Annotated in this window: 26 protein-coding genes and 1 riboswitch; of the genes, 14 read left to right on the plus strand and 12 right to left on the minus strand. The window is 70.8% G+C overall.

Translation table 11 applies throughout. The features are described 5' to 3' along the window. Positions 1–160: 160 nt before the first annotated feature. Positions 161–937 (plus strand): endonuclease/exonuclease/phosphatase family protein, encoded by a 777-nt coding sequence (locus OG718_RS38470; RefSeq protein ID WP_328846377.1) that lies wholly within the window; start codon positions 161–163, stop codon positions 935–937. On the opposite strand, the gene OG718_RS38475 is transcribed toward OG718_RS38470, so the two are convergent. The 3 genes from OG718_RS38475 to OG718_RS38485 form a co-directional block, all read right to left on the minus strand. Next, positions 934–1,497 carry an RNA polymerase sigma factor gene (locus OG718_RS38475; RefSeq protein ID WP_328846378.1) on the minus strand — a complete coding sequence of 188 codons (564 nt, stop codon included), beginning with the start codon at positions 1,495–1,497 and terminating at the stop codon, positions 934–936. The two genes, OG718_RS38470 and OG718_RS38475, sit on opposite strands and share 4 nt — an antisense overlap. Positions 1,498–1,676: 179 nt before the next feature. Beyond that, a complete protein-coding gene (locus tag OG718_RS38480; protein WP_143637917.1) occupies positions 1,677–2,342 on the minus strand; it encodes a hypothetical protein in 666 nt (221 codons plus the stop codon). Continuing rightward, entirely contained in the window at positions 2,335–3,144 is an 810-nt protein-coding gene (locus tag OG718_RS38485) for an alpha/beta hydrolase (RefSeq protein WP_143637915.1), read from the minus strand. Before OG718_RS38485 ends, OG718_RS38480 begins: the two co-directional genes overlap by 8 nt. Positions 3,145–3,452: 308 nt before the next feature. On the opposite strand from OG718_RS38485, the gene OG718_RS38490 reads away from it, so the two are divergent. From OG718_RS38490 to OG718_RS38505, 4 genes are all read left to right on the plus strand, one after another. Next, on the plus strand, positions 3,453–4,265 hold the full coding sequence (locus OG718_RS38490; protein ID WP_186001187.1) for a lysophospholipid acyltransferase family protein: 813 nt from the start codon (positions 3,453–3,455) through the stop codon (positions 4,263–4,265). Positions 4,266–4,298: 33 nt separating this feature from the next. After that, positions 4,299–5,558 (plus strand): MacS family sensor histidine kinase, encoded by a 1,260-nt coding sequence (gene macS, locus OG718_RS38495; RefSeq protein WP_143637913.1) that lies wholly within the window; start codon positions 4,299–4,301, stop codon positions 5,556–5,558. A 79-nt stretch (positions 5,559–5,637) separates the two neighbouring features. Next, positions 5,638–6,315 (plus strand): response regulator, encoded by a 678-nt coding sequence (locus OG718_RS38500; protein ID WP_143637911.1) that lies wholly within the window; start codon positions 5,638–5,640, stop codon positions 6,313–6,315. Between the two features lie 144 nt (positions 6,316–6,459). After that, the gene (locus OG718_RS38505; protein WP_143637909.1) at positions 6,460–7,488 is read left to right on the plus strand and encodes a 6-phosphofructokinase; all 1,029 of its coding nucleotides are present in this window, start codon (positions 6,460–6,462) and stop codon (positions 7,486–7,488) included. A 235-nt stretch (positions 7,489–7,723) separates the two neighbouring features. Here the strand turns inward: OG718_RS38505 and OG718_RS38510 are convergent, their stop codons facing one another. Together OG718_RS38510 and OG718_RS54475 are read right to left on the minus strand one after the other, a co-directional pair. Further along, positions 7,724–9,616, minus strand: a complete 1,893-nt coding sequence (locus tag OG718_RS38510; RefSeq protein WP_328846379.1) for an anthranilate synthase family protein — start codon at positions 9,614–9,616, stop codon at positions 7,724–7,726. Between the two features lie 117 nt (positions 9,617–9,733). Beyond that, positions 9,734–9,847 carry a trp operon leader peptide gene (locus OG718_RS54475; RefSeq protein ID WP_143637905.1) on the minus strand — a complete coding sequence of 38 codons (114 nt, stop codon included), beginning with the start codon at positions 9,845–9,847 and terminating at the stop codon, positions 9,734–9,736. A 95-nt stretch (positions 9,848–9,942) separates the two neighbouring features. Here OG718_RS54475 and OG718_RS38515 point away from each other — a divergent pair, with 95 nt between their 5' ends. Next, the gene (locus OG718_RS38515; protein WP_055612067.1) at positions 9,943–11,295 is read left to right on the plus strand and encodes a class II 3-deoxy-7-phosphoheptulonate synthase; all 1,353 of its coding nucleotides are present in this window, start codon (positions 9,943–9,945) and stop codon (positions 11,293–11,295) included. 164 nt (positions 11,296–11,459) lie between these two features. Beyond that, a complete protein-coding gene (locus OG718_RS38520) occupies positions 11,460–11,702 on the plus strand; it encodes a (2Fe-2S)-binding protein (RefSeq protein ID WP_260695227.1) in 243 nt (80 codons plus the stop codon). Here OG718_RS38520 and bfr read toward each other — a convergent pair. Further along, the gene (gene bfr / locus OG718_RS38525; protein ID WP_143637901.1) at positions 11,699–12,178 is read right to left on the minus strand and encodes a bacterioferritin; all 480 of its coding nucleotides are present in this window, start codon (positions 12,176–12,178) and stop codon (positions 11,699–11,701) included. The genes OG718_RS38520 and bfr overlap by 4 nt on opposite strands. A 184-nt stretch (positions 12,179–12,362) precedes the next feature. Between bfr and OG718_RS38530 the strand changes: the two genes are divergently transcribed. Then, a complete protein-coding gene (locus tag OG718_RS38530) occupies positions 12,363–12,995 on the plus strand; it encodes a sulfite oxidase-like oxidoreductase (protein WP_200398804.1) in 633 nt (210 codons plus the stop codon). Between the two features lie 50 nt (positions 12,996–13,045). Here OG718_RS38530 and OG718_RS38535 read toward each other — a convergent pair whose 3' ends face one another. The 5 genes from OG718_RS38535 to thiO form a co-directional block, all read right to left on the minus strand. Beyond that, the gene (locus tag OG718_RS38535; protein ID WP_143637899.1) at positions 13,046–13,915 is read right to left on the minus strand and encodes a deoxyribonuclease IV; all 870 of its coding nucleotides are present in this window, start codon (positions 13,913–13,915) and stop codon (positions 13,046–13,048) included. Positions 13,916–14,036: 121 nt separating this feature from the next. Continuing rightward, the gene (gene pknB, locus OG718_RS38540; RefSeq protein ID WP_328846380.1) at positions 14,037–15,968 is read right to left on the minus strand and encodes a Stk1 family PASTA domain-containing Ser/Thr kinase; all 1,932 of its coding nucleotides are present in this window, start codon (positions 15,966–15,968) and stop codon (positions 14,037–14,039) included. Between the two features lie 142 nt (positions 15,969–16,110). Further along, positions 16,111–16,905 carry a thiazole synthase gene (locus tag OG718_RS38545; RefSeq protein ID WP_328846381.1) on the minus strand — a complete coding sequence of 265 codons (795 nt, stop codon included), beginning with the start codon at positions 16,903–16,905 and terminating at the stop codon, positions 16,111–16,113. A gap of 3 nt (positions 16,906–16,908) precedes the next feature. Beyond that, positions 16,909–17,109, minus strand: coding sequence for a sulfur carrier protein ThiS (gene thiS / locus OG718_RS38550; RefSeq protein WP_143638013.1), 201 nt, complete (start codon positions 17,107–17,109; stop codon positions 16,909–16,911). A 2-nt stretch (positions 17,110–17,111) separates the two neighbouring features. Further along, entirely contained in the window at positions 17,112–18,308 is a 1,197-nt protein-coding gene (gene thiO, locus OG718_RS38555) for a glycine oxidase ThiO (RefSeq protein WP_328846382.1), read from the minus strand. Further along, a riboswitch (TPP riboswitch) is annotated at positions 18,306–18,419 on the minus strand. Its footprint overlaps the gene before it by 3 nt. Before the next feature lie 52 nt (positions 18,420–18,471). Here thiO and OG718_RS38560 point away from each other — a divergent pair. From OG718_RS38560 to OG718_RS38585, 6 genes are all read left to right on the plus strand, one after another. Then, on the plus strand, positions 18,472–18,816 hold the full coding sequence (locus tag OG718_RS38560) for a hypothetical protein (RefSeq protein ID WP_143637893.1): 345 nt from the start codon (positions 18,472–18,474) through the stop codon (positions 18,814–18,816). Between the two features lie 66 nt (positions 18,817–18,882). Next, on the plus strand, positions 18,883–20,112 hold the full coding sequence (locus tag OG718_RS38565) for an NAD(P)/FAD-dependent oxidoreductase (RefSeq protein ID WP_443055214.1): 1,230 nt from the start codon (positions 18,883–18,885) through the stop codon (positions 20,110–20,112). Positions 20,113–20,314: 202 nt separating this feature from the next. Beyond that, positions 20,315–20,686 (plus strand): helix-turn-helix domain-containing protein, encoded by a 372-nt coding sequence (locus OG718_RS38570; protein WP_143637890.1) that lies wholly within the window; start codon positions 20,315–20,317, stop codon positions 20,684–20,686. 77 nt (positions 20,687–20,763) lie between these two features. Next, positions 20,764–21,414 carry a thiamine phosphate synthase gene (thiE, locus tag OG718_RS38575; RefSeq protein WP_143637888.1) on the plus strand — a complete coding sequence of 217 codons (651 nt, stop codon included), beginning with the start codon at positions 20,764–20,766 and terminating at the stop codon, positions 21,412–21,414. A 106-nt stretch (positions 21,415–21,520) separates the two neighbouring features. Then, on the plus strand, positions 21,521–22,444 hold the full coding sequence (gene metF, locus OG718_RS38580; protein WP_143637886.1) for a methylenetetrahydrofolate reductase [NAD(P)H]: 924 nt from the start codon (positions 21,521–21,523) through the stop codon (positions 22,442–22,444). A gap of 57 nt (positions 22,445–22,501) precedes the next feature. Continuing rightward, positions 22,502–23,470: an SCO2102 family sporulation regulator gene (locus tag OG718_RS38585; protein ID WP_143637884.1), complete on the plus strand. Its 969-nt coding sequence runs from the start codon at positions 22,502–22,504 to the stop codon at positions 23,468–23,470. A gap of 57 nt (positions 23,471–23,527) precedes the next feature. Here the strand turns inward: OG718_RS38585 and OG718_RS38590 are convergent, their stop codons facing one another. Continuing rightward, positions 23,528–25,039: a phytoene desaturase family protein gene (locus tag OG718_RS38590; RefSeq protein ID WP_328846383.1), complete on the minus strand. Its 1,512-nt coding sequence runs from the start codon at positions 25,037–25,039 to the stop codon at positions 23,528–23,530.

Consider the following 25,039-nt stretch of genomic DNA (forward strand, 5'->3'; position numbering starts at 1 on the left):
CAGTTCCCCGCGCCCCTAAAAGATTGCGCCGTTCCCCGCGCCCCTGAAGAGGGGCGGTAGCCCCTGCTTCTAAGGGGCGCGGGGAACGGCGCAACCAGCCCCCACCGGCCCGCGGTGAATCTGACGACCCAGAACCGGCGGGGCATATATCTTGATCGACATGCCGACCAGCCCTTCCGTCAGTCCGCTACCAGCGTCCCGTACGGAACCCGACGGCTCGGCCGTCATCAGGGTCCTCAGCTACAACATCCGCTCCATGCGAGACGACACCACCGCACTCGCCCGAGTGATCACCGCCTGCGAACCGGACCTCGTCCTGGTCCAGGAAGCCCCCCGCTTCTTCAGGTGGCGCAAGAAACTGGCCCGCCTGGCAGCCGCGTCCGGCCAGGTGATCCTCTCCGGCGGTGGCACGGCATCGGGCCCCGCCCTCCTCTGCTCCCTGCGGGCGACGGTCGAACGCACCGAGGACGTGCTGCTCCCGCTCACACCGGGACTGCACAGACGCGGCTTCGCCACCGCGGTCGTCCGCTTCGGCGGCGCCCGCCTCGGCGTGCTGAGCTGCCACCTCTCCCTCCAGAAGGACGAGCGCCACGAGCAGGGCGGCATGCTCCTCGACCGACTCGCCGCCCTGGGCGCCCCGCACGCGGTCGCGGGCGGCGACCTCAACGAACGACCGAACGGCCGCACCTTCAAGCGTCTCGCCGCAGAGCTCCAGGACGGCTGGGCGGTGGCGCCCTGGGGCGCGGAGAACACCTCGACGCCCGCAGACCCCCACCAGCGCATCGACGCGCTCTTCGCCACGGAGGGCGTGGAGGTCCTGGGCTGCGGGGTGCCGCTCGGCCACCCCGGAGTGACGGAGGCCGATCTGAGGGCGGCCACGGACCACCTGCCGGTCCTGGCGGCCCTCAGGGTGCCCGCCTCCTGGCCGGTCGACTAGGGCCGCTGCCTGGCCCGGTCGGTGACCGCCCAGCCGTCGAGGTATGTGAGCTGGCTGTAGGACTTCATGTCCGTGCCGTCACCCGACGTACGACTGTCGCGGAAGCCGAGCAACTCGTACGACTCCGGGTCGAAGATGAATGTGCTGCCGATGGTGCCCGGACCGGAGAGCGAGATCCCGATGCCCGTCCGGCCCTCGGCGTCGGTGAGCCCGGGGGTCACCTTCACGCCTGGCACCCTGCTGAGTGCCAAACGGCGCGCCTCGGCTCTTCGGCGTCGGCCCGCGAGGTTCGTCGCGATGCCGAACAGCCACGGGCGGGCGTCCGCCCGCTCCAGGTCGTACGTGTGGCGCCGCTGGAAGGCCGTCGTGAACGTCTCCGCCATCAGGTCCTCCGCCGCCTCGGGACCGAGCCGCCGGGCCGCGTAACGGTGCACGGTGTCGGCGTGACGGTCGAAGAGCACGGCGAACAGCTCGGGCTCGTCCCGGGACCGTTCGATCACACGGGCGTCGCTTTCCTCGCGCTTCTCCTCGCGCGTGAGGACGCCCGGTCCGACGGTCATCGGGGCTCCTTTCGTTCGTCTGAACGCCTCGAAGGCTTAGGCTTGTTCGGGTTGTCCACCCCTACTTCGCCGATCGACGGGATCGAGTTCCATCGAGGGTTCCGCAGCGGGCCGCACCCACGCGAAAGCCCGCCCGGGAGTTTCTCCGGGCGGGCTTCCGTACGTACGTGTGCGCGGCGTCAGACCACCGCGCCGCGCCCCGGGTCGTCCTCGTCCTCGTCGTCGCCGCGCATGCGGCCCACCAGCGTGGCGAAGCCGCCGAGGAAGCCGCCGATGCCGATGGTGGCGAGCCACCAGGTCATGTTCCAGCCGAGCAGGACGGCGAGGAGGAGCAGGAGCGGGCCGCCGATCACGGCCAGCCAGGCGAACTTGGCCGTCGCGTCCGCGGCGGGCAGCGGGGGCGGCTCGGGCGGCACGAAGTGGCCCTCGTCGTCCTCGTCGAAGTCCTCCTCGACGGGTTCGGGCATCGAGTAGTCGCGCGGGCCGGAGACTCCGGGCGCGAAGGCGACGGAGCTGCCGAGCGGCTTCTCTGCGGAGGGCTCGTCCTCCTCCGCCGCCGGTTCGGTGGCCCCGGTGGTGTCCGTTGCGCCCTTCGTGTCCTTGGAGCTCTTGGGGCTGCTGGCGCTCTTCGTGTCGGTGTCGCCCGAGTCGTTCGTCTCGGGCTCCAGGAGCGCCAGGTCCTCGATCGACTTGAAGGGCTTGGCGCCGGGCGGGTCCGGCGGTTCGTCGCCGTACCCCGCGACGATCGCCTCCCACGCCGCGGCCTCGTCGAACGACGGGCCCTGTTCCTCGCCGGACGGCGCGTCCTTCTCCTCGGGTTCGCGGTCCGCGTCGTGCTCAGCCACCAGTGGCCGTCCCTTCCTGCTGACCCGCCTGGCCCGCGCCGGTCTCCATGCCGGCGCCGGGTGCGAGCCGGGAGACGAAGGCGAAGCTCTCCTCGAAGATCCGGTCCGCGTCGTGGTCCAACGTCGCGACGTGGTAGCTCTGTTCCAGGAGTATCTCCGCGACATCGGTGGACGACACCCGGCTGAGGATGCGGGCCGAGTCGGCGGGCGGCACGACATGGTCCTGCGGGCTGTGCAGGAGCAGCATCGGCTGGGTCACCTGCGGCAGCTCGCCGTCGACCAGCCGGAAGAAGTTCCGCAACGAGTGCGCCGCGTGCAGGGGCACCTTGTCGTAGCCGATCTCGATACCGCCCTCCTTCGCGATGTCGCTGGTCAGGCCCTTCGTCGTACGGACGAGATGACGGAGTACCGGAAGGGCGTACGCCGACAGGCCGTGGACCTTGTTCGCCGGGTTGACGACCACGATGCCGCTGATCTCGTCGCCGTGCTTGGCGGCGAGCCGCAGGGTGAGGGCGCCGCCCATGGAGAGGCCGAAGACGAAGACCTGGGAGCAGCGCTCGCGCAGGGCGCGCAGCTCGCGGTCCACCTCCGCGTACCAGTCCTGCCAGCCGGTGAGCTGCATGTCCTCCCAGCGCGTGCCGTGCCCGGGCAGCAGCGGCAGCGCGACGGTCAGACCGCGCTCGGCGAGATACTCCGCCCACGGGCGCAGCGACTGCGGAGAACCGGTGAACCCGTGGCAGAGAAGGACCCCGACCTCTCCGCCCTCGTGGCGGAACGGCTCGGCTCCAGGAAGGACCGGCACCTTCGGTCTCCTGTTCATTGAAGAGGGACGACTCATGGAAGAAGAACGCTCTTGGACGACGGAAGCAGGACGCTCCGAGAAGAAGGACGACTCATGAAGAGGGACGGCTGTTCATCGAGAACTGTTCATTCGGGAGAACTGCTCGCTGTTCATTCCGGGGTGACGCGACGATCACCCCGAAGCTTCGAGGCGTACTTCACCGTACGCGACCGCACTGACACCGACCAGGGCCGTCGGGCCCTTTGACAGTGCTCCGGGTTAAGGTCTGACCGACAGACACAGGAGGCACTCGCTTGATCTACGGCGCAATGAAGTTTTCCATCGGAGGGCCCCTGAAGCTCGCTTTCAGGCCCTGGGTGGAAGGCCTCGAGAACATTCCCGCCGAGGGCCCGGCCATCCTGGCGAGCAATCACCTGTCGTTCTCGGACTCGTTCTTCCTGCCCGCGGTCCTGGACCGCAAGGTGACGTTCATCGCGAAGGCCGAGTACTTCACGACCCCCGGCGTCAAGGGCCGGATGACGGCCGCCTTCTTCAAGGGCGTCGGCCAGCTGCCGGTGGACCGCTCCGGAGGGCGCGGCGCGGGCGAGGCGGCCATCAAGAGCGGCATGGACGTCATCGAGCGCGGCGAGCTGTTCGGTATCTATCCCGAGGGCACGCGCTCGCCCGACGGCCGCCTCTACCGGGGCAAGCCCGGCGGCCTGGCGCGCGTGGCACTCGCCACCGGCGCTCCCGTCATCCCGGTCGCCATGATCGACACGGAGAAGATCCAGCCGCCCGGCAAGGTGATGCCCAAGCTGATGCGCCCAGGCATCCGCATCGGCAGGCCGCTGGACTTCAGCCGGTACAACGGCATGGAGCACGACCGGTTCGTCCTGCGCGCGGTGACCGACGAGGTCATGTACGAGATCATGAAGCTCTCCGGGCAGGAGTACGTGGACATCTACGCGACGGCCGCCAAACGGCAGATCGCGGACGAGGCGAAGGCGCAGAAGCAGGCGCTCAAGGAAGCCCAGAAGGAAGCGGAACAGGCCCAGAAGGAAGCGCAGAAAGAAGCGCAAAGAGAAGCCGAACAGGCGCAGAAGCAGACCGAGAAGGACGAGAAGGAACGGTCCGACTCCTAGACGCGGCTGTCGGGGGATGGGGTAGTGGGGGACATGGCCAAGCGCGAGAGAGTCATGAGGATGTCGGTCGAGCAGCCCCTGTGGCGTGCGCTGACCGGCTACCGCGTCCTGACGATGTTCTACGCGATCGGTCTCTTCGCCACCCACTACGACAGCTTCGTCCGTCCCGAAGTGGCCATCGGCTACTACCTGGTGCTCATCACGTGGACCTTCGCGACCCTGCCCAGGGTGGCCAACGCGGTCAGCTGCACCAAGCGCTTCCTCGCCGCCGACCTGACCATCGCACTCACCGGCATCCTCCTCACGCCGGTCGCGGACGCCCACGACCGGATCGTGGACGGCGGCCCGACCCTCCCGTCGATATGGACCGCGGGTTCCGTGCTGGCGTTCGCGATCAAGGGCGGCTGGCGCTGGGCGGCCTTCGCCTCGGCGCTCGTCGGCGTCGCCAACGTCGTCCAGCGCGGCGCGCTCAGCCAGGACACCCTCCACAACGTGCTGCTCGTCTGGGTCGCCTCCATCGCCATCGGATACGTCGTCGAGGTGGCCCGCGCCTCCGAGCGCACCCTCGCCCGCGCCCTGGAGATCGAGGCCGCGACGCGCGAGCGGGAGCGGCTCGCCCGCGACATCCACGACGGCGTCCTCCAGGTGCTGGCCATGGTGCAGCGGCGCGGCTCCACGCTCGGTGGGGAGGCCGCGGAACTGGGCCGCCTCGCGGGTGAGCAGGAGGTCGCGCTGCGCACACTGGTCTCGGGCGGGCTCGTACCGGTCTCACGCGTGTCGGAGGACGAGGCCGAGGGCGCCCTGGTGCGCGCGGTGGACGAACCGGACCCGGACGACGGGGGCCCCTGCGACCTGCGCTCGCTGCTCGCCCCGTACGCCACCGCGAGGGTGACCTTCTCCGCGCCGGGCACCCCGGTGCCGCTCGACCCGGCCGCCGCGAAGGAGCTGGCCGCCGCCGTCGGGGCCGCCCTGGACAACGTCCACCGGCACGTGGGCGTGGACGCCCGCGCGTGGATCCTGGTCGAGGACGAGCCGGACGAGGTGATCGTGACCGTACGCGACGACGGTCCCGGCATCCCCGAGGGCCGGCTCGCCCAGGCCGAGGGGGAGGGACGCCTCGGCGTGGCCCTGTCGATCCGCGGACGGCTGCGCGAGATCGGGGGTACGGCCGAGCTGATCTCGGTGCCGGGCCAGGGCACGGAGGTCGAGCTGAAGGTCCCGAAGACGGACATGACGAACGTGACGAATGCGAAGGACCCGAAGGGTTCACGGGGGAAGGCGGAGCAGCGATGACAAGGACGACACGGAAGACGGCGCGGAAGACGGCGGGGAAGGCGACGGAGGTCGTGGCGAAGGCGAAGGCAGGGCGGCGATGAGTGACGGACAGGGCCCGATCAGGGTCATGGTGGTGGACGATCACCCCATGTGGCGCGACGCGGTCGCGCGCGACCTGGCCGAGTCCGGGTTCGACGTGGTCGCCACCGCGGGAGACGGCGAGCAGGCGGTGCGCCGCGCGCAGGCCGCCGCCCCCGACGTCCTCGTCCTCGACCTGAATCTGCCGGCCAAGCCCGGTGTGCAGGTCTGCAAGGAGCTGGTGGGGGCCAATCCCGCCCTGCGCGTCCTGGTCCTCTCCGCGAGCGGCGAGCACGCGGACGTCCTGGAGGCGGTCAAGTCGGGGGCCACCGGCTATCTGCTCAAGTCGGCGTCCACGGACGAGCTGATCGACGCGGTGCGCCGCACGGCCGTCGGCGACCCCGTCTTCACGCCCGGGCTCGCGGGCCTGGTCCTCGGCGAGTACCGCAGGCTCGCCTCCGACCCCGGGCCCGCCACGGGCGGCGACGAGCCCAGGGCCCCGCAGCTCACCGACCGTGAGACCGAGGTGCTCCGGCTGGTCGCCAAGGGCCTGAGCTACAAGCAGATCGCCGAGCGCCTCGTGATCTCCCACCGCACGGTCCAGAACCACGTCCAGAACACCCTGGGCAAGCTCCAGCTCCACAACCGCGTGGAGCTGGTGCGCTATGCCATAGAGCGGGGCCTCGACGACGCGTAAACCGTCCGCGTCCCACCAAAGAGTGAAGACGCATGATCAACCCCCGCACAATTCACCGGAATTGACCTTCCGCCCTCTGCTGAAGTGACCTGGATCACTATTAGCGTGAGTCCCATCAGCCAACCGCGGCGAAGGGACTTTTCCATGCGGGTCGGAGTACTGACCGGAGGCGGCGACTGCCCCGGGCTCAACGCCGTCATCCGGGGCATCGTCCGCAAGGGCGTGCAGGAGTACGGCTATGACTTCACCGGCTTCCGGGACGGCTGGCGGGGGCCCCTGGAGGGCGACGCCGTCCGGCTCGACATTCCCGCCGTGCGCGGCATCCTGCCCCGTGGCGGCACGATCATCGGCTCCTCGCGCACCAACCCCCTCAAGGTCGAGAACGGCATCCGCCGGATCAAGGAGAACCTCGCCAAGCTGGAGGTCGACGCGCTGATCGCGATCGGCGGCGAGGACACGCTGGGCGTCGCGGCTCGCCTCACGGACGAGTACGGCGTGCCGGTGGTCGGCGTCCCGAAGACAATCGACAACGACTTGTCGGCCACGGACTACACCTTCGGCTTCGACACCGCCGTGGGCATCGCGACCGAGGCGATCGACCGGCTGCACACCACCGCCGAGTCGCACATGCGGGTGCTCGTGTGCGAGGTGATGGGGCGGCACGCGGGCTGGATCGCGCTCCACTCGGGCCTCGCGGGCGGCGCGAACGTCATCCTCATCCCCGAGCAGCGCTTCGACGTCGACCAGGTCTGTGCGTGGGTGACCTCGCGCTTCAAGGCCTCGTACGCGCCGATCGTGGTCGTCGCGGAGGGGGCGATGCCGAAGGACGGCGACATGGTCCTCAAGGACGGGTCGCTGGACTCCTTCGGGCATGTCCGGCTCTCCGGGGTGGGGGAGTGGCTGTCCAAGGAGATCGAGCGCCGCACGGGCAAGGAGGCCCGCACGACGGTCCTCGGTCACGTCCAGCGGGGCGGTACCCCCAGCGCCTTCGACCGCTGGCTGGCCACCCGCTTCGGACTCCATGCCATCGAGGCCGTGCGGGACGGCGACTTCGGCAAGATGGTCGCACTCCAGGGGACCGACATCGTCCGCGTCCCCATCGCCGAGGCCACGGCCCGCCTCAAGACGGTGGACCCCCGCCTCTACGAGGAGGTCGGAGTCTTCTTCGGCTGACCTGGTTCTCCTCGCCCCCGCCGCCCCTACCCATTCCGGTCCCTTTCGGGGGCTCCGCCCCCGAACCCCCGCTCCTCAAACGCCGGAGGGGCTGATTTCAGCCCGTCCGGCGTTTGAGGACGAGGCCGTTCAGGCCGATGAGCGGGGGTCTGGGGGCGGCAGCCCCCAGGGATGGGAAGGGTAAGGGCGGCGGGGGCGAGAAAAGCCCCGCCACGCGGGTCCGGAACGTCCTCGACTACACGGCGGGCCGCCGCTCCGAGAACGGGCCGGTGCCCGCCCCCGCTCCCACCCGCACCTGAGCCACCAGTTCCCGCACGACGTCCGCGCCGCGCAGCGTCAGCACCGACTCCGGATGGAACTGGACCCCGGCGAACCCGGGCCCGCGCAGCGCGTGCACCTCGCCCGCCCCGCTGCGGCTGACCTCGACCCCGTGGGCCGCCAGTTCCACCGCCGCCTCGTCGTCGCACCGCGCCACGAAGCTGTTGTAGAAACCGACGGTCTCCGTCCGCCCGAAGAGGTCGATGTCCGTCTGGGCGCCCTGGTAGGGGACCTCCTTGCGGACGGTCTCCAGGCCCAGCTCCGCCGCGATCAGCTCATGCCCGAGGCAGACCCCCAGCACGCCGTGCCGGTGGCCCCGGATCACCTCCGCGGTCAGATCGCGGAGGAAGGCCATCTTCGGGTCCGTCGTGTCCGAGGGGTCGCCGGGACCCGGCCCCAGCACCAGCGGACCCTCGTGCGCGAGCACCGCCTCCCGCAGCCCAGGCTCGTCGTACCGCCGCACGGTCACCTCAAGTCCCGACGAGCGCAGCAGATGCGCGAGCATCGCCGTGAAGGTGTCCTCCCCGTCCACGACCAGCGCACGGCCCTCCAGCTCGGCCGACCGCTCCTGCATCCGCAGCCAGAACGGCGCAAGCGCCGCCCGCCGCCCGTCGAGCGCCGCCCGCACCCGCGGATCGTCCGCGAGGCTCGCCCGTACCTTCTCCCCGCCGGGCCGGCCGGGGCGTACCCCCAGCGCCGCCAGTACCCCGGCCGCCTTCGCATGTGTCTCGGCGACCTCGCTCGCCGGGTCCGACCCGCGTACGAGCGTCGCGCCGACCGGGACCCGCAGCCGGCCGCCCCCGTCGATGTCGGCGGTCCGGATGAGGATGGGGGAGTCGAGGGTCTGAGCCCCGCCGGAGTCGCGCCCGATCAGCGCCAGCGCCCCCGCGTAGTACCCACGCCCACCCACCTCGTGCCGCTCGATGACCCGGCAGGCGTTCTGCACCGGCGACCCGGTGACCGTCGCCGCGAACATGGTCTCCTTCAGCACCTCCCGCACGTCGAGCGACGACTTGCCCCGCAACTCGTACTCGGTGTGCGCGAGATGGGCCATCTCCTTCAGCCGCGGCCCGATCACGACACCACCCATGTCGCCGACCGTGCACATCATCTTGAGCTCCTCGTCGACGACCATCGAGAGCTCCTCGATCTCCTTGCCGTCGGCCAGGAACTCCAGCAGGTCCTCGGGCGTCGGCCCCTCGACGGGATAGCGGTACGTTCCGCTGATCGGGTTCATCACGACCGTCCCGCCGGACATCCGGACATGCACCTCGGGGCTCGCCCCCACGAGGGTCCGCTCTCCGGTGTGCACGACGAACGTCCAGTACGCGCCCCGCTCACCGACCAGCAGCCGCCGGAAGAGAGCCAGCGCGTCGGCCCGTCCGAACCCCGGGATCGCGCCCTCGTACGTCCGCCGGATGACGAAGTTCGCGCCCTCGCCCCGCCCGATCTCCTCGTGCAGCACCCGCCCGACGATCTCCGCGTACGCCTCGTCCGCGACGTCGAAGCCACCGCCCTCGACCCGCACGTCGTGCGCGGGCAGCTCCGACAGGACCTGTTCCAGGGGGAGTTCGTACGACTCCTCGGGGGTGAGCACGGCGAGCGGGGTGCCGTCGTCGCGGACGTCGAAGCCGCGCTCCCGGATCTGGCGGTACGGGACGAGGGCGAGGCCCTCGGGGATGTCGGCCAGCCGCTCGTACTCGGTGACCGGGCCGAGCAGCAGCTCGACCGTGTCGTGATCGTGGCCCGGTGTGCGGCGGCGCAGCAGGGCGAAAGGGCGGGGATCGGCCGGCAGGTCGAGCAGATTCATGGGTCCGGATTCCTTCTCGGCGTCTCGTTGGAGAGGAGTGGAGAGGAACGGTCCCGGTCGCGAAAACACCGAAGGCCGCCCCTCGGGCGGCCTTCGCGAAGTCTTGCGTACGCGCAGTCAGTGGGCCGCCGGATGAGCGGTCCACCACCAGTTCTGGATCGGGTTCTGGATCGAGTGCGCGAACATGCGCCGCACCCTACCCCATGCGACACCCTGTGTGACGGCGTACATACGGCGTACGCGTCGGGGCTTTCGATCGAGCGCGCCCCGTCTCAATTGATGAGCATGGAGATGGACGCCCGACACGACCCCGTAATGTTGGGGTCGTGACCGTGAACGCTAAGTCCAGCGCAAGCGCTGGCAACACCTGGCGAGACCTGCCCGCGGCGCAGCAGCCCGAGTACCCCGATGCCGAGGCTCTGCGCGATGTGATCGCGGACCTCGAGTCGTATCCGCCGCTCGTCTTCGCCGGCGAGTGCGACCAGCTGCGCGCCCGGCTGGGAGCCGTCGCCAAGGGCGAGGCGTTCCTGCTTCAGGGCGGCGACTGCGCCGAGGCCTTCGACGCCGTGTCCGCCGACCACATCCGCAACAAGCTCAAGACCCTGCTCCAGATGGGCGCCGTCCTCACGTACGCGGCGTCCGTGCCCGTCGTGAAGGTCGGCCGCATCGCCGGCCAGTACTCGAAGCCGCGCTCCAAGAACACCGAGACCCGCGACGGCGTGACCCTGCCGACCTACCGCGGCGACTCGGTCAACGGCTTCGAGTTCAACGAGAAGGCCCGCATCCCGGACCCCGAGCGCCTGAAGCGGATGTACAACGCCTCCGCCTCGACGCTCAACCTGGTGCGCGCCTTCACCACCGGCGGCTACGCCGACCTGCGCCAGGTGCACGCCTGGAACCAGGACTTCGTGAAGACCTCGCCGTCGGGGCAGCGCTACGAGCAGTTGGCGCGCGAGATCGACCAGGCGCTGAACTTCATGCACGCCTGCGGGGCAGACCCGGAGGAGTTCAAGACCGTCGAGTTCTACGCCTCCCACGAGGCGCTGCTCCTGGACTACGAATCGGCGCTGACCAGGGTCGACTCCCGCACTGGGCACCTGTACGACGTCTCCGGGCACATGGTGTGGATCGGTGAGCGCACCCGTCAGCTGGACGGCGCGCACATCGAGTTCGCCTCGAAGATCCGCAACCCGATCGGGATCAAGCTGGGCCCGACGACGACGGCCGAGGACGCGCTGCAGTACATCGAGCGCCTCGACCCGGACCGTGAGCCCGGCCGGCTGACCTTCATCGTCCGCATGGGCGCCGACAAGGTCCGTGACAAGCTGCCCGAGCTGGTCGAGAAGGTCACCGCCTCGGGCGCGACCGTCGCCTGGATCACCGACCCGATGCACGGCAACACGTACGAGGCGGCCTCCGGTCACAAGACCCGCCGCTTCGACGACGTGCTCGACGAGGTCAAGGGCTTCTTCGAGGTCCACAAGGGCCTGGGCACCCACCCGGGCGGCATCCACGTCGAGCTCACCGGTGACGACGTCACCGAGTGCGTGGGCGGCGGCGACGAGATCTTCGTCGACGACCTGCACCAGCGCTACGAGACGGCCTGCGACCCGCGCCTGAACCGCAGCCAGTCCCTGGACCTGGCGTTCCTGGTGGCGGAGATGTACCGGGACCAGTAGTGGGTCAACAGCCGTTTCGGCTGTTACAAGGGCAAGCATTGGGGCGCGGATCACATACGATCCGCGCCCCATCGCACTTTTGCGGCTCTGGCCCGGCGGGTAAGGTTAGGTTAGCCTCACCGATTATCGGGATGGCACGACGACCCAATGAATCCCGTCGGGAGGTGAACCGCGTGTACGTCTGCAACTGCTTCGGAGTGACCGAGGCGCAGGTGAAGAAGCACGCGGAGGGCGGTGCCTGTACGCCTCGGCAGATAGCGTCGGCCTGCAAGGCGGGCACCGACTGCGGCTCGTGCGTGCGACGTATTCAGGCCCTGCTGGGCAGGGAGGCGTGCCCCCGGCGCGAGCCGGCCGGCCAGGGTGTGCCCGTGCTCTCCGAAGTGGAAGAGCTGGAAGAGGCGGCCTAGCTGTCCGGCTGCTCGATGAGCTGCGCGATGTAGAGCGCCTCGCCGAGCTTCTCCACCAGCTCCAGCTGGGTGTCCAGATAGTCGATGTGGTGCTCCTCGTCCTCGAGGATCGACTCGAAGATGTTCGCGGACGTGATGTCGCCCTTGGTCCGCATCACCTCGATACCGCGCTTGAGCCGGTCGATCGCCTCGACCTCGACCTGCCGGTCCGCCTGGAACATCTCCGTGACCGTCTGCCCGACGCGGACGTGGAACAGCCGCTGGTAGTTCGGCAGCCCGTCCAGGAAGAGGATGCGGTCGGTCAGGATCTCCGCGTGCTTCATCTCGTCGATGGACTCGTGCCGCGTGTACTTCGCCAGCTTCGTCCAGCCGAAGTTCTCCTGCATCTTCGCGTGCAGGAAGTACTGGTTGATCGCGGTGAGTTCGGCGGTCAGCTGCTCGTTGAGGAATTCGATGACCTCGGGATCGCCCTGCATCGCAGAGGCTCCTTCCAAGCGGGGGAACTGGCGGGTTGCGCCGCATGATTGCACCGGCGTAGAAGATCGTCCAGTAAGTGCATGCTTAGTAAGTAAGTACTTGCTTAGTCCTGGTTGTACCGAGTTGTCAGAGTCGATGCGTACCTGGTCATGCCCATCGTCCGGGGTCTGTCAGGATGGAGTCATGGGTCAGCCGGTGGGTCGTGAATCTGGAGAAGCAGCGCAGTCGGAGCTTCCGCCGGGGCAGCGACTTCAGCGGGGCTGGCCGGTCACGCACTACGGGCCCGTACCGAAGTTCCGGCCCGAGCGCTGGGAGTTCAGGGTCTTCGGCGCCACCGCCGACAGCGAGAAGCACTGCTGGACCCACGAGGAGTTCACCGCCCTGCCGTACGCCACGGTGGTGGCCGATCTGCACTGCGTCACCAAGTTCAGCATGATCGGTGCGGAGTGGGGCGGCATCCCGGCCCGCACGATCCTGGAGATCGCCCCGCCGGCGCCCACCGTCACCCATGTGATGGTCTGGGCCGAGTACGGCTTCAGCTCGAATCTGCGCCTCGACGACTTCGCGTCCGACCGCTCCATCTTCGCCACCCACAAGGACGGCGAGCTGCTCACCGCGGAACACGGCTTTCCGCTGCGCCTCGTCGTGCCGCAGCTGTACGCGTGGAAGGGCCCCAAGTGGGTCCGCGGTGTCGAGTACATGACGGCGGACCGCCGCGGCTTCTGGGAGGAGCGCGGTTACCACAACATCGGCGACCCCTGGCGCGAGCAGCGCTACTCGTACCAGGAGGAGCCCGGGGACGGCCCCGAGCTCTGAGCCCGGCGCTTCCTGGACTTCCCGGGTTCCGGAGCTTCCGGAGGCTTCGCTCAGCCGTCCCGGAGCTTCTTCAGCCGCTCCACGTCCGCCGCGTGCCCCTCCTTGCCGCCGGGCGTCTCGATGATCAGCGGTACGCCCTCGGTGGCGGGGTGGGTCATCAGCGCACGGAACGGGTCCTCGCCGATGTGCCCGGCACCGATGTTCTCGTGACGGTCCTTGTGGGCGCCGGCCACGTCCTTGGAGTCGTTGGCGTGGATCAGCTTCAGCCGGCCCTCGCCGATCGTGTCCACCAGCAGGTCCAGCGTCTGGTGCATCCCGCTGGGCCCGGTGAGGTCGTGGCCCGCCGCGAAGATGTGGCAGGTGTCCAGGCAGACGCCCAGCTTCGGATGGGCGTCGAGCGCCTCGAAGTACGGTCCGAAGTCCCAGGTCCGTGAGCAGAGCGAGGCGCCCTGTCCGGCCGTCGACTCCAGCAGCAGGAACGGGTCGTCGTCGTGGGTCAGCTCGTCGAGCAGCGGCAGCAGGTGCTCGCGGACCTGCTTGAGTGCGACCGAGCGTTCCCGGCCACCGGTCGCCGAGCCCGTGTGCACGACGACGCCCAGCGCCCCGATCGCCCGCCCGCGGCGCAGCGAGTGCCGCAGCGACTCCACCGACTTCTCCACGGTCGCCTCGGTGTGCGAGCCGAAGTTGATCAGATAGGGCGCGTGGACGTACGCGGGGATCGACTCGGCGGCGCAGGCCGCGCGGAACTCGTCGTCCTGGAGCGGGTTTCCGGGCGGTGTCGCCCAGCCGCGCGGGTTGGCGACGAAGACCTGGACGGTCTCGGCGGCCAGCTCGCGCGCGTACGAGAGGCCGACGGAGGCGAGGCCTCCGGCGACGGGGACATGGCCGCCGACGGGGTTGCGGGACTGCTGAGTGCTCACCCCTTCAGGGTGTCACGCGGTCCCGGTCGCCCGGTCGGCGGCCATGTCCTGCGGGTGCCTGTGTCGCCCGGCATGCCGGTCCGCATGCCTGCCCGTCTGTGTGCTGTTGCGCCCGTCCGTGTCAGCGGATCTCGATCGTGATCGTCGATCCCTCGGGCGCCGTGTCGCCGCCGTCCACCGACTGGCCCTTGACCGTGTCGCCGAAGAGGCCGAGCAGACCGCGGTCCTCCTCGACCTTGAAGCCGGCCGCTTCCAGCTCCTGCTTCGCGTCGTCGACGCTGTCGCCCACGACGTCCGGGACCTCGATCATCTCCGGGCCCTTGGACACCGTCAGCGTGACGGTGTCGCCGCCGGCCGCCCTGGTGGCGGGGTCCGGTGACTGCTTGGCGACCTGGCCGGCCTCGTACTCGGACGTGACCTGCTTGGAGGCGACCTCGACCGTCAGGCCGGCGTCCTCCAGCTCCTGCCTGGCGTCCTGGAGGTCGTCGCCCACGACGTCGGGCACGTCCACCGGACTGCCCTTGCTGACGGTGAGCGCGATCGCCGAACCGCCGCGGCGCTCGGTGCCCGCCCCCGGTTCCGTACGGATCACGAAGCCCACCGGGACGTCGTCGCTGAAGCCCTTGGTGACCATGCCCGCCACCAGGCCCTCGTTCTTCAGGCGCTGCTTGGCCTTGTCCAGCGAGTAGCCCTCCAGGTCCGGCACGCGCACGATCTCCGGGCCCTTGGAGACCGTCAGTGTCACGGAGTCGTTGTCCCGGATCCGGGCGCCGGGCTTCGGGTCGCTGCTGATGACCCTGCCGGGCTTGACGGTGTCGCTGAAGCTGCGCTTGACGTCCTTCACGTCGAGACCGGCGTTCGTGAGCTGCTTCCTGGCCTGTGCCTCGGTCTTCGAGAGCACCGCCGGGACGTTGGTGAACTGGCCGGAGTTGATGTACCAGACGCCCGCGCCGAGGCCGAGGGCCAGCAGCACCGCGGCGACGATCGCGAGCAGGCCGCGACGGGGCGCAACCGTACGGCCGCCACGTCCGCGGCGCGGCGGTTCGGGCGGCGGGGACGGCAGGAAGCTCGTGCGGTGCAGCTCGTCGTCGTCGTTCACCGGGAGCGGCCGCTGCACCGACAGAGAGAGCGGGATCACACTCGTACGGTCGTCGGCGTTCTGGTGGTCCGTGGCGACCGCCTGCGGCGGGACGGCGTCCAGCTGGTCGGTGCTCAGCGCGTTCCGTGCGTCCAGGACCTGCGAGAGCAGCGCCACGGCGTCGTACGGGCGGAGGTCGGGGTTGCGTGCGGTGGCCGTCGTGACCAGCTCGTCGAGCTCGTGGGCCAGACCCGGCACGGACGCCGACGGCTGGGGCACGTCCTCGTGGAGGTGCTTGTAGAGCACGGTGGCGGGTGAGTCCCCGTAGTGCGGGCGGTCGCCGGTCAGCATCTCGCAGAGGAGGATGCCGCACGCGTACACGTCGACCCGGGGATCGGTCGTGCCGTTCTCTATCTGCTCGGGCGCGAGATACGACACCGTGCCGAGCACGGCCCCCGTCGTGCTGGTGACCGTGTCCACGGCCCGTACGAGACCGAAGTCCGCCACCTTCACCCGGCCGTCGTCCCCTATCAGGACGTTCTCCGGCTTCATGTCGCGGTGCACGAACCCGGCGCGGTGCGCGGCGCCGAGGGCGGCGAGGACCGGCTCCAGGACGTCGAGCGCGGCCCGCGGCTGCAGCGCCCCGCGCTCGCGCAGCACGTCGCGCAGGGTGCATCCGGCCACGTACTCCATCGCCAGATAGACGTAACTGCCGTCCGTGCCCTGGTCGAAGACCTGCACCACGTTCGGGTGGGCGAGCCTGGCCACCGACTTGGCCTCGCGGATGAAACGGTCGACGAACGTGCCGTCGGCCGCCAGCGTCGGGTGCATCACCTTGAGCGCGAGCACCCGGTCCAGGCGGGTGTCCACGGCCCGGTAGACCGTGGCCATCCCGCCGACCGCGATGCGCGCGTCGACGCGGTAGCGGCCGTCGAGCACGTGCCCGACGAGCGGGTCCTGAAGGGTCGTATCCACGCAGGTGAGTGTACGAGCCGCCACTGTCAACGCCGCCCGCACGGGCGATTCCGGGGCGGTACTGCAGCCGAGCTGTGACGCACGTCGCACGGTGACCGACAACGTGCGGCGCCTGGATTCAGACAGGTGTTCAGGCCAAAAGTCAGAAAGCGGGCCGTTCCGGGTCCAACCGGGCGACACCTTCCATGGGAGACGACGCCTCGGCGAAGTGGCGGCGCGGAATGCGCCCCGCGCGACGGGCGAGCCGGCCCGCCTCGACCGCGTGCCGCATGCCCTCGGCCATGAGGACCGGCTCCTGCGCCCGGGTCACGGCCGAGGCGAGCATCACACCCGCGCACCCCAGCTCCATGGCGAGCGCCGCGTCCGACGCCGTACCGGCACCGGCGTCCAGGATCACCGGCACGCGCGCGTGCTCCACGATCAGCTGGAAGTTGTGCGGGTTGCGGATGCCGAGCCCGGACCCGATCGGCGAGCCGAGCGGCATGACCGCGGCGCACCCCACGTCCTCCAATCTGCGGGCGAGCACCGGGTCGTCGTTCGTGTACGGGAGGACCGTGAAGCCGTCGTCGACGAGGGTCTCGGCCGCGTCGAGCAGTTCGATCGGATCGGGCAGCAGCGTGCGCTCGTCGGCGATGACCTCCAGCTTCACGAGATCCGTGCCGAGCGCCTCGCGCGCGAGCCGGGCCGTCAGGACGGCCTCCCCGGCGGTGAAACAGCCCGCCGTGTTGGGCAGCACACGGATACCCAGCCGGTCGAGCACCGACAGGACCGAGCCGTGGGCCTTGGGGTTCACGCGGCGCATCGCGACCGTCGTCAGCTCGGTGCCGGACGCGACGAGCGAGCGCTCCAGGACGTCGAGGCTGGGCGCGCCACCGGTGCCCATGATCAGACGGGACGTGAAGGACGTACCGCCGAGGACGAAGGGATCGTCGGCCATGGGTCAGCCTCCTTGGACGGCGGTGAGGACTTCGACCCGGTCTCCCTCGGAGAGGAGGGTCTTCGACCACTGCGCGCGCGGGACGACGGTTTCGTTGAGTGCGGCGGCGACACCGGAGGGAGCCGCGGTGAGCGCGGCGACGAGGGCGTCGAGGGCGGTGTCCGGGTCGAGCTGCCGTCGCTCCCCGTTGACGAAGATGCTCATGCTCATGCGTGCTGCTCCGAGAGTGCGGCGGCGCCGAACCGCCTGGGTGTGAACGGGCGGGCCTCGTCCGGGAGTTCACCGGTGGTCAGGGCGTGCGCCATGGCGTCTCCGGTGACGGGCGTCAGCAGTACTCCGTTGCGGTAGTGGCCGGTCGCCAGCAGCAGCCCGGGGAGTTCGGTGGGGCCGAGCAGGGGCGCGTTGTCGGGGGAGCCCGGGCGCAGTCCGGCCCGCGTCTCGGTGAGCGGCAGCTCGGTGATGCCGGGGACGAGTTCGTGGGCGTCCCGCAGCAGCTCGTACACACCGCCCGCGGTCACCGTGGTGTCCCAGCCCAGCTCCTCGCTGGTCGCGCCGACGACCAGTTCGCCGCTGTCCCGCGGCACCAGATAGATGTGGCTGCCGCGCACGACCGCCCGCACGCTACGGCTCAGGAAGGGCGCGAACCGCTTCGGGATCGCCAGCCGCAGCACCTGTCCCTTCACGGGGCGCACCGGCGGCAGCACGTCGTCGGGGACACCCGTCAGACGTCCGCTGAGGCTGCCCCCGGCGAGTACGACCTGGCCCGCCGAGAGCGCGGTGCCGTCCGTCGTCACGACTCCGACGGCCCGGTCCCGTACGACGGTCAGGCGCTCGGCCCACGTCCGGTGGAAGGCCACTCCGGCCCGCTCGCAGGCCGTGACCAGGGCGGCGGAGAGCCGCCGCGGATCGACCTGGTGGTCGCTGTCGACCCGCAGCCCGCCGCGCACGCCCGGCGCGAGCATCGGCTCCAGCCGTCGGCACTCACGGCCGCTGAGCCACTCCGACTCCAGGCCCGACCGGCGTTGCAGGGCGTGCACCTCGCGCAGATGGGCGCGGTCGTCGGCGTCGAGCGCGACGGCCAGCGCGCCGCACTGCCGGTATCCGATGTCCTGGCCGGTCGCCTCGGTCAGCTCGGCCGCGAAGTCCGGATAGCGGCGCGCCGAGGCCAGATTGAGGCCGAGCAGGGTCTGCTCGCCGTAGTGGAGTTCGGTGACGGCGGCCAGCATTCCGGCCGCGACCTGCGCGGCGCCGCCGCCGGGCTCCGGGTCCACGAGCGCGGTCGTGAACCCGCGCTGCGCGGCCCGCCAGGCCGTGACGAGGCCGATGATCCCGCCCCCGACGACCAGGACGTCTGACGTGCGCCCCGTATGGGGTGTATCGGGTGTCTCCGGTGTACGCGACATGGGCGTCCAGCCCCTCCCTTCGCCGGCATGACCCGGATCAGGTTCGTACGGTCGGAGGCCGTCCCAGCCTCCCTCTCAGCCCGGTGCGTCCGGACTCCCGCGAGTGCTTTACGTTGGCCACCCTAGCCCTTCGCCCCAACAGCCTGTAAGGGAGCCTTCACGCATGGCCCGCTCGCTCGACGGACTCCTCCTCGCCCCGGTCGCCGACCAGGCGCCGGGCCAGGTGGGTACGCGCACCCGTTTCGCCTACCACGAGAAGGACGGCGAGATCTGGGCCGAGTACACGGGCGGCGACGTCGTACGCGGCCATCTCGTGGGCACGCGCGAGGGCGACCGGCTCGACTTCCGGTACGTGCAGCTGAAGGTGGACGGCACCACCTCGTCGGGGCACTGCGTCTCCCTGGTCGTCGCGCTCGCCGACGGGCGGCTGCGCCTGGAGGAGACCTGGGAGTGGGAGTCCCAGGAGGGCAGCGGGACGAGTGTGGTCGAAGAGGTCACCGAAGGCTGACGCTGTGCAACAACTCACTGATCGCGCCCCCTGACCGACGATTTCGGCAGTGTCTATGGTGATCGTGTGAGTGAGCAGACGCAGGGACGCAGCCCGGCGGCGCGACGGAGCGCCGTGATCGTCGGGGCGGGCATGGCGGGCGTACAGACGGCCGTCGCCCTGCGGGAACGGGGCTTCACCGGAAGCGTGACCCTGATCGGCGCGGAGCCCCACCAGCCGTACGACCGGCCCCCGCTGTCCAAGGCCGTCCTGCTCGGCAAGGCCGAGGGCTCCGCCTTCGACGTCGACTTCGAAGCGCTCGACGTGGAGCTCCGCCTGGGGCTCGAAGTGACCGGCGTGCACCCCTCGCGGCACGAACTGGACACGGTCGACGGCCCGGTTCCGTACGACGTCCTCGTCATCGCCACCGGCGCCGAGCCGATCCAACTGCCGGGCGCCCAGGGCGTACCCGGCGTCCATCTGCTGCGCACGCTGGACGACGCCGAGCGGCTGCGCCCCGTCCTCGCCCGGCAGCACGACATCGTGGTGGTGGGCGCGGGCTGGATCGGCGCCGAGTTCGCCACGGCGGCGCGCGAGGCGGGCTGCGCGGTGACCGTCGTGGAGGCCGCCGACCGGCCGCTCGCCGGCGTGCTGCCCGACGAGGTGGCCGCTCCGATGGCCGCCTGGTACGCGGACAGCGGGGCGGTGCTGCGCACCCACGCGCGCGTGGAGCACGTCGAGCCCGGCGAGGTGGTGCTCGACGACGGCTCGCGGCTGCCCGCGGGCGCCGTCGTCGTCGGCATCGGGGCGCGGCCCGCCACGGCCTGGCTGGCCGGTGCGGGGATCGAGCTCGGCTCCCGTCGCGAGATCGTCGCGGACGACCACCTGCGCACCTCCGCCCCGGACGTGTACGCGGTCGGCGACTGCGCCTCGTTCCCGTCCGGCCGCTACGGCGAGCGCCTGCTGGTCCACCACTGGGACAACGCCCTCCAGGGCCCGCGCACGGTCGCGTCGAACATCGTGGGCGAGACGTCCGCCGCGTACGACCCCGTGCCGTACTTCTGGTCCGAGCAGTTCGGCCGCTTCGTCCAGTACGCGGGCCATCACGCGTCCGCCGACGCCATGGTCCGGCGCGGTGACCCGGCCGGACCGTCCTGGTCGGTGTGCTGGCTCCGGGAGAGCCGCCTGGTCGCGGTCCTGGCGGTGGGACGGCCTCGGGACCTGGCACAGGGCAAGCGGCTGATCGAGGCGGGCACGCCGATGGACTCCGGGCTCCTGTCTGACCCCGCGTTGCCGCTCAAGGGTGCGGTCGCCTGAGCGCTACGCCCTGGTGCCCCACCGGGCCGCCTGGTTGCAGGGCCGTCCGATGTCTGCAGGCCGGCTGTGGCCCGGCGCGCAGTTCCCCGCGCCCCCGAGGGGGCCGCGGCCCAGACGCGAAGGGGGCAGTGGGGCCGCGGGCGTGACACGGTCGTACCGGCCCGGGTACCGACTGTCAGTCCGAGATGGCAGGCTTGTGTTCGTGACCGAGATTGACGCAAAGATCGATGCTCTCGTCCCCGCCTGGCTCACCCTCCCCGACATCGCCGAGCAGCTCGGCGTCGAGGTGACCCGCGTCCGGCAGCTGGTCAAGGAAGGCCAGCTCATCGCCGTACGCCGTGGTGAGAACCGCGCGCTGCACGTCCCCGCCGCTTTCATCGACGGGGCCGAGCAGAAGGTCGTCAAGGGCCTGACCGGCACTCTGACGCTCCTGCGGGACGACGGCTTCACCGACGAAGAGATGCTCGAGTGGCTCTTCACTCCCGACGAGAGCCTGCCCGGTACCCCCGCGCAGGCTCTGAGCGAGAATCGCGGCACGGAGGTGAAGCGTCGCGCCCAGGCGCTCGCCGTCTGACCTGATCAGGCCGCCCGGCGTACGGGCCGCGTTCCCTACGGCCCGTACGCCACCGACACGACACGGGGGACCCACGCATGCCCGAATCCACCGCACGCGCCCAGCTCGCCGACGCCCGGGTGTACCTCTGCACGGACGCCCGTAAGCGCCAGGGCGACCTCGCCGACTTCCTGGACGCGGTCCTGGCGAACGGCGTGGACATCGTGCAGCTGCGGGACAAGGGCATGGAGGCGGCCGAGGAGCTGGAGCACCTCGCCGTCCTCGCGGACGCCTGCCGCCGGCACGGCAGGCTGCTCGCGGTGAACGACCGGGCGGACGTCGCCCACGCCATGGGCGCCGACGTGCTGCACCTGGGCCAGGGCGACCTTCCGGTGCCCGCCGCCCGGGCGATCCTCGGTGACGACGTCCTGATCGGCCGCTCCACGCACGCCGGTCCGGAGGCCGCTGCCGCCGCCGTCCAGGAGGGCGTGGACTACTTCTGCACCGGCCCCTGCTGGCCGACCCCCACCAAGCCCGGCCGCCACGCGCCGGGCCTCGAACTGGTCCGGTACACGGCCGCACTCGCCACGGACCGCCCCTGGTTCGCCATCGGCGGCATCGACCTCGGCAACCTCGACGAGGTGCTCGAAGCGGGTGCCCGCCGTGTGGTCGTCGTACGGGCGATCACCGAGGCCGACGATCCGGGCGCCGCGGCGGCGGAGTTCGCGAAGCGCCTGCGCCACGCGTAGGTGTCGCAGCGCCGCGGTTGTCCGAGTGGTGGACAACAAATCGACAAACCGGGCAAATTTCCTGGATCCGGTTGGGGGACCGTCGCCCCCTGACTAACCTGCGGGTATGGCCCTCGGATCTGCTTCCACCAGGACTGACCGCGCGCGCACTGTGCGTGACATGCTCGCGACCGGCAAGGCGACGTACTCGTTCGAGTTCTCCGCGCCGAAGACCCCCAAGGGTGAGCGGAACCTGTGGAACGCGCTGCGCCGGGTCGAGGCCGTGGCCCCCGACTTCGTGTCGGTGACGTACGGCGCGGGCGGTTCGACCCGGGCGGGCACGGTCAAGGAGACCCAGCAGATCGTCGCCGACACGACCCTGACCCCGGTCGCCCACCTCACCGCGGTCAACCACTCCATCGCCGAGCTGCGCAACATCATCGGCCAGTTCGCGGACGCCGGGATCCGCAACATGCTCGCCGTGCGCGGCGACCCGCCCGGCGACCCGATGGCCGACTGGGTGGCACACCCCCAGGGCCTGACCTACGCGGCCGAACTCGTCCGGCTCATCAAGGAGTCCGGTGACTTCTGCGTGGGCGTCGCGGCCTTCCCCGAGATGCACCCGCGCTCGGCCGACTGGGACCGTGACGTCGCGCACTTCGTCGACAAGTGCCGGGCCGGCGCGGACTACGCGATCACGCAGATGTTCTTCCAGCCGGAGTCCTATCTGCGGCTGCGTGACCGGGTCGACTCGGCGGGCTGCGAGACCCCGGTCATCCCCGAGGTCATGCCGGTGACCAGCGTGAAGATGCTGGAACGGTTGCCCAAGCTCAGCAATGCCTCGTTCCCCGACGCCCTCAAAGAGCGGATCCTCACAGCCAAGGACGATCCGGCGGCTGTACGCTCCATTGGCATCGAGTTCGCCACGGAGTTCTGCGCGAGGCTGCTGGCCGAGGGAGTCCCCGGACTGCATTTCATTACGCTGAACAACTCCACCGCGACGCTGGAAATCTACGAGAACCTGGGCCTGCATCACCCGCAGCAGGCCTAGACCGGTCGCATCGTCGTACGACACACTGCGTAGCGGTCACCTGGGAGAGGGGCGTACATGGGCTGGACGGTCCTCTACATCGCATTCGGCATCGTCGCGCTATGGCTGCTCGGCGAGGTACTGCTGCAGTACAAGGCGCGGCTGCGCTGGCGGCTGCTGGCCTTCGCCGGCTTCCTCGGAGTGGTCCTCGGTGTCCTGATTCCGAACGTGCTGGTCATCGGCCTGGGTGCCGCGGCCTTCGCCGTCGGGCAGACGTACGTCACGCTCTCGTTCCGCAGCGGGTTCGCCTCCGGCTGGGCCGTCAACGGCCTCGGCGGCGTCCGCCCGGGCTCCAGCAAGCGCCGCCGCGGCGAGGAGCGCAAGGACCCGACGCTGGAGGTCTCCGACCTCCACGCAGCGGAGACCACGACGTTTCCCAGCCAGGGCTACGGCCAGGACGACCCCTACGGGCGTGACGACTCGGTCTTCGGGCAGCGCCCCGAGTCCGCCGCCGAGTCGACCTCCGTGTACGAACCGCAGCCGCTCCCCGACGACACGGGTCAGTACGGCGTCTACAGCGACGCCGCCTACGCAGCAGCCACCGACCCGGCGTACGCGGCCGCCGCTCAGGCCCAGGGACAGCAGGGCCAGGACCCGCTCGGCCAGAACTACGGGTACGACGGGTACTCCGGCTACGACCAGCAGCAGTACGGCTACGACGCCGGGCAGCAGCAGTACGCCGCCTACTCCGACCCGTACGTCGGCACGCAGGCCTATGACGCCGCGTCATACGGCCAGCCCTACGACGCCTCGCAGCAGCAGTACGCGCAGCAGGGCTACACCCAGGACCCGTACGCCACCAACGGCGGCTACGGCGGTGAGACCCCGGCCGGCGGGGTCTGGGTGCCGCAGCAGCGCAACACCGAGGACCCGTACGGCGGCGAACTCCCGCCGGAGCAGCCGTATCCGTACGACGACAACGGGAACGCCACCAATGGCGGCAACGGACAGCAGGGCGGCGGGTACGGCGAGCAGTACCGGTTCTGAGTGAGCCGGTGCCGGCCGGGGCTCAACGCGCCCCGGTCGTCGCCCCGTCACTGTCCCTCACTGCGAGCCCCGGAAGTCCGGCCCCTCCACGACGAGTCCGGCCACCAGCGCGCCCGACATGCCCGCGTGCGGCAGCCCGCCGCCGGGGTGCGCCCAGCCGCCCACCGTGAACAGGCCCGGCACGCGGGTGCTGTTGGCCGGCCGCAGCAGCGTGCCGCCCACACCGGCCAGCGCGGGAGCCGGCACGGCGCCGCCCCCGGCACCGGTCTCCCGCTCGGTGTCCACCGGGGTGCGGACCTCGCGCCACAGCACGCGCTCGCGCAGGCCCGGTACGGCCCGCTCGGCGGCCGCGACCATGCGGTCGGCGAAGGCGTCGGCGGCACCCTCGGCGGTCCAGTCGTGGTGTGCCAGGGACGGCACCGTCGCCGTGAGGACCACGGACTCGTGGTCGTCGTCCGGACGCAGCAGCGCGTCGTCGGGCCGGTCCACCCACACGGTGGGCCGCTCCGCCGGCCTCCCGGCCCCGAAGACGTTCCGCTCGTCGGCAGGGTCCGTCGTGTGAACCACCGTGCGGTGTACGGCGCCGGGCTCGCGCCCGCCGCGCAGCGCGAGACAGACCACGACCTTGCCGCAGGTCAGGGACCCGGCATGCGACTCGGGCGCGTCACCCTCGTACAGGCTGTCGCGACCCGTCAGGGCCTCCAGCAGCTCCGGCGGGCCGCCCACGACGAAGTCCGCCTCGGCGACGGTCCCGTCGCGCAGCTCCACGCCCGCCGCCCGGCCGTCCTTCTCGGTGACCGAGACGATCTCGGCGTCGAAGACGAACTCCACCCGGCGGGCCACACACCGCTCGTACACCGCGCGCGCCAACTCCCGGATTCCGCCGCGCAGATACCAGGTGCCGAAGGCATGCTCCATGTACGGCAGGACCGCCGCGCTCGCCGGGGCGGTGTGCGGGTCGAGGCCGTACGCGAGCGCGTGGCTCTCCAGGAGGGCTGAGAGGCGGGGGTCGGCCAGCTCCCACGCGCCGACCTCCGCGAGGGTGCGTGCCGTGCGGGTGCGCAGCAGTCGGCGCTGCCGCAGCGCGGGGTAGGGCTCGCGCTCGGCCAGCACCTGCCAGTTGGGCCACAGCGGCTCCTCCAGGAGCGGGCGCCGCGTCCGGTCCCAGGCCTCGCGCGCCCGGACCAGGAAGTCGCCCCAACGCTCGCCCGCGCCTGCCCCCAGGGCCTCGTCCAGGGCCGAGACGACCCCCGCGCGGGAGGCGTTGGGCAGCGAGACCTCCGTGCCGTCGGCGAAGACGTGCCGTGCCGCCGGGTCGACCTGGACCAGGTCGACGCAGGCCTCCAAGGGCTCCTTGCCCGTCTTGACGAACAGGTCGCGGTAGACCGCGGGCAGCTGGAGCAGCCCCGGGCCGGTGTCGAAGGCGAAGCCGTCGCGCTCGAAGCGGCCCACCGCCCCGCCGTACGTCGCCGTGCGCTCGTACACCACCACCCGGTGGCCCGCGACGGCCAGCCGGGCGGCGGCCGCCATCGCGCCCATGCCTGCGCCGATCACCGCAATTCGTGCCAT

This window comes from Streptomyces sp. NBC_00258 (assembly GCF_036182465.1).
In the GTDB taxonomy this organism is placed as follows: Bacteria; Actinomycetota; Actinomycetes; order Streptomycetales; family Streptomycetaceae; genus Streptomyces.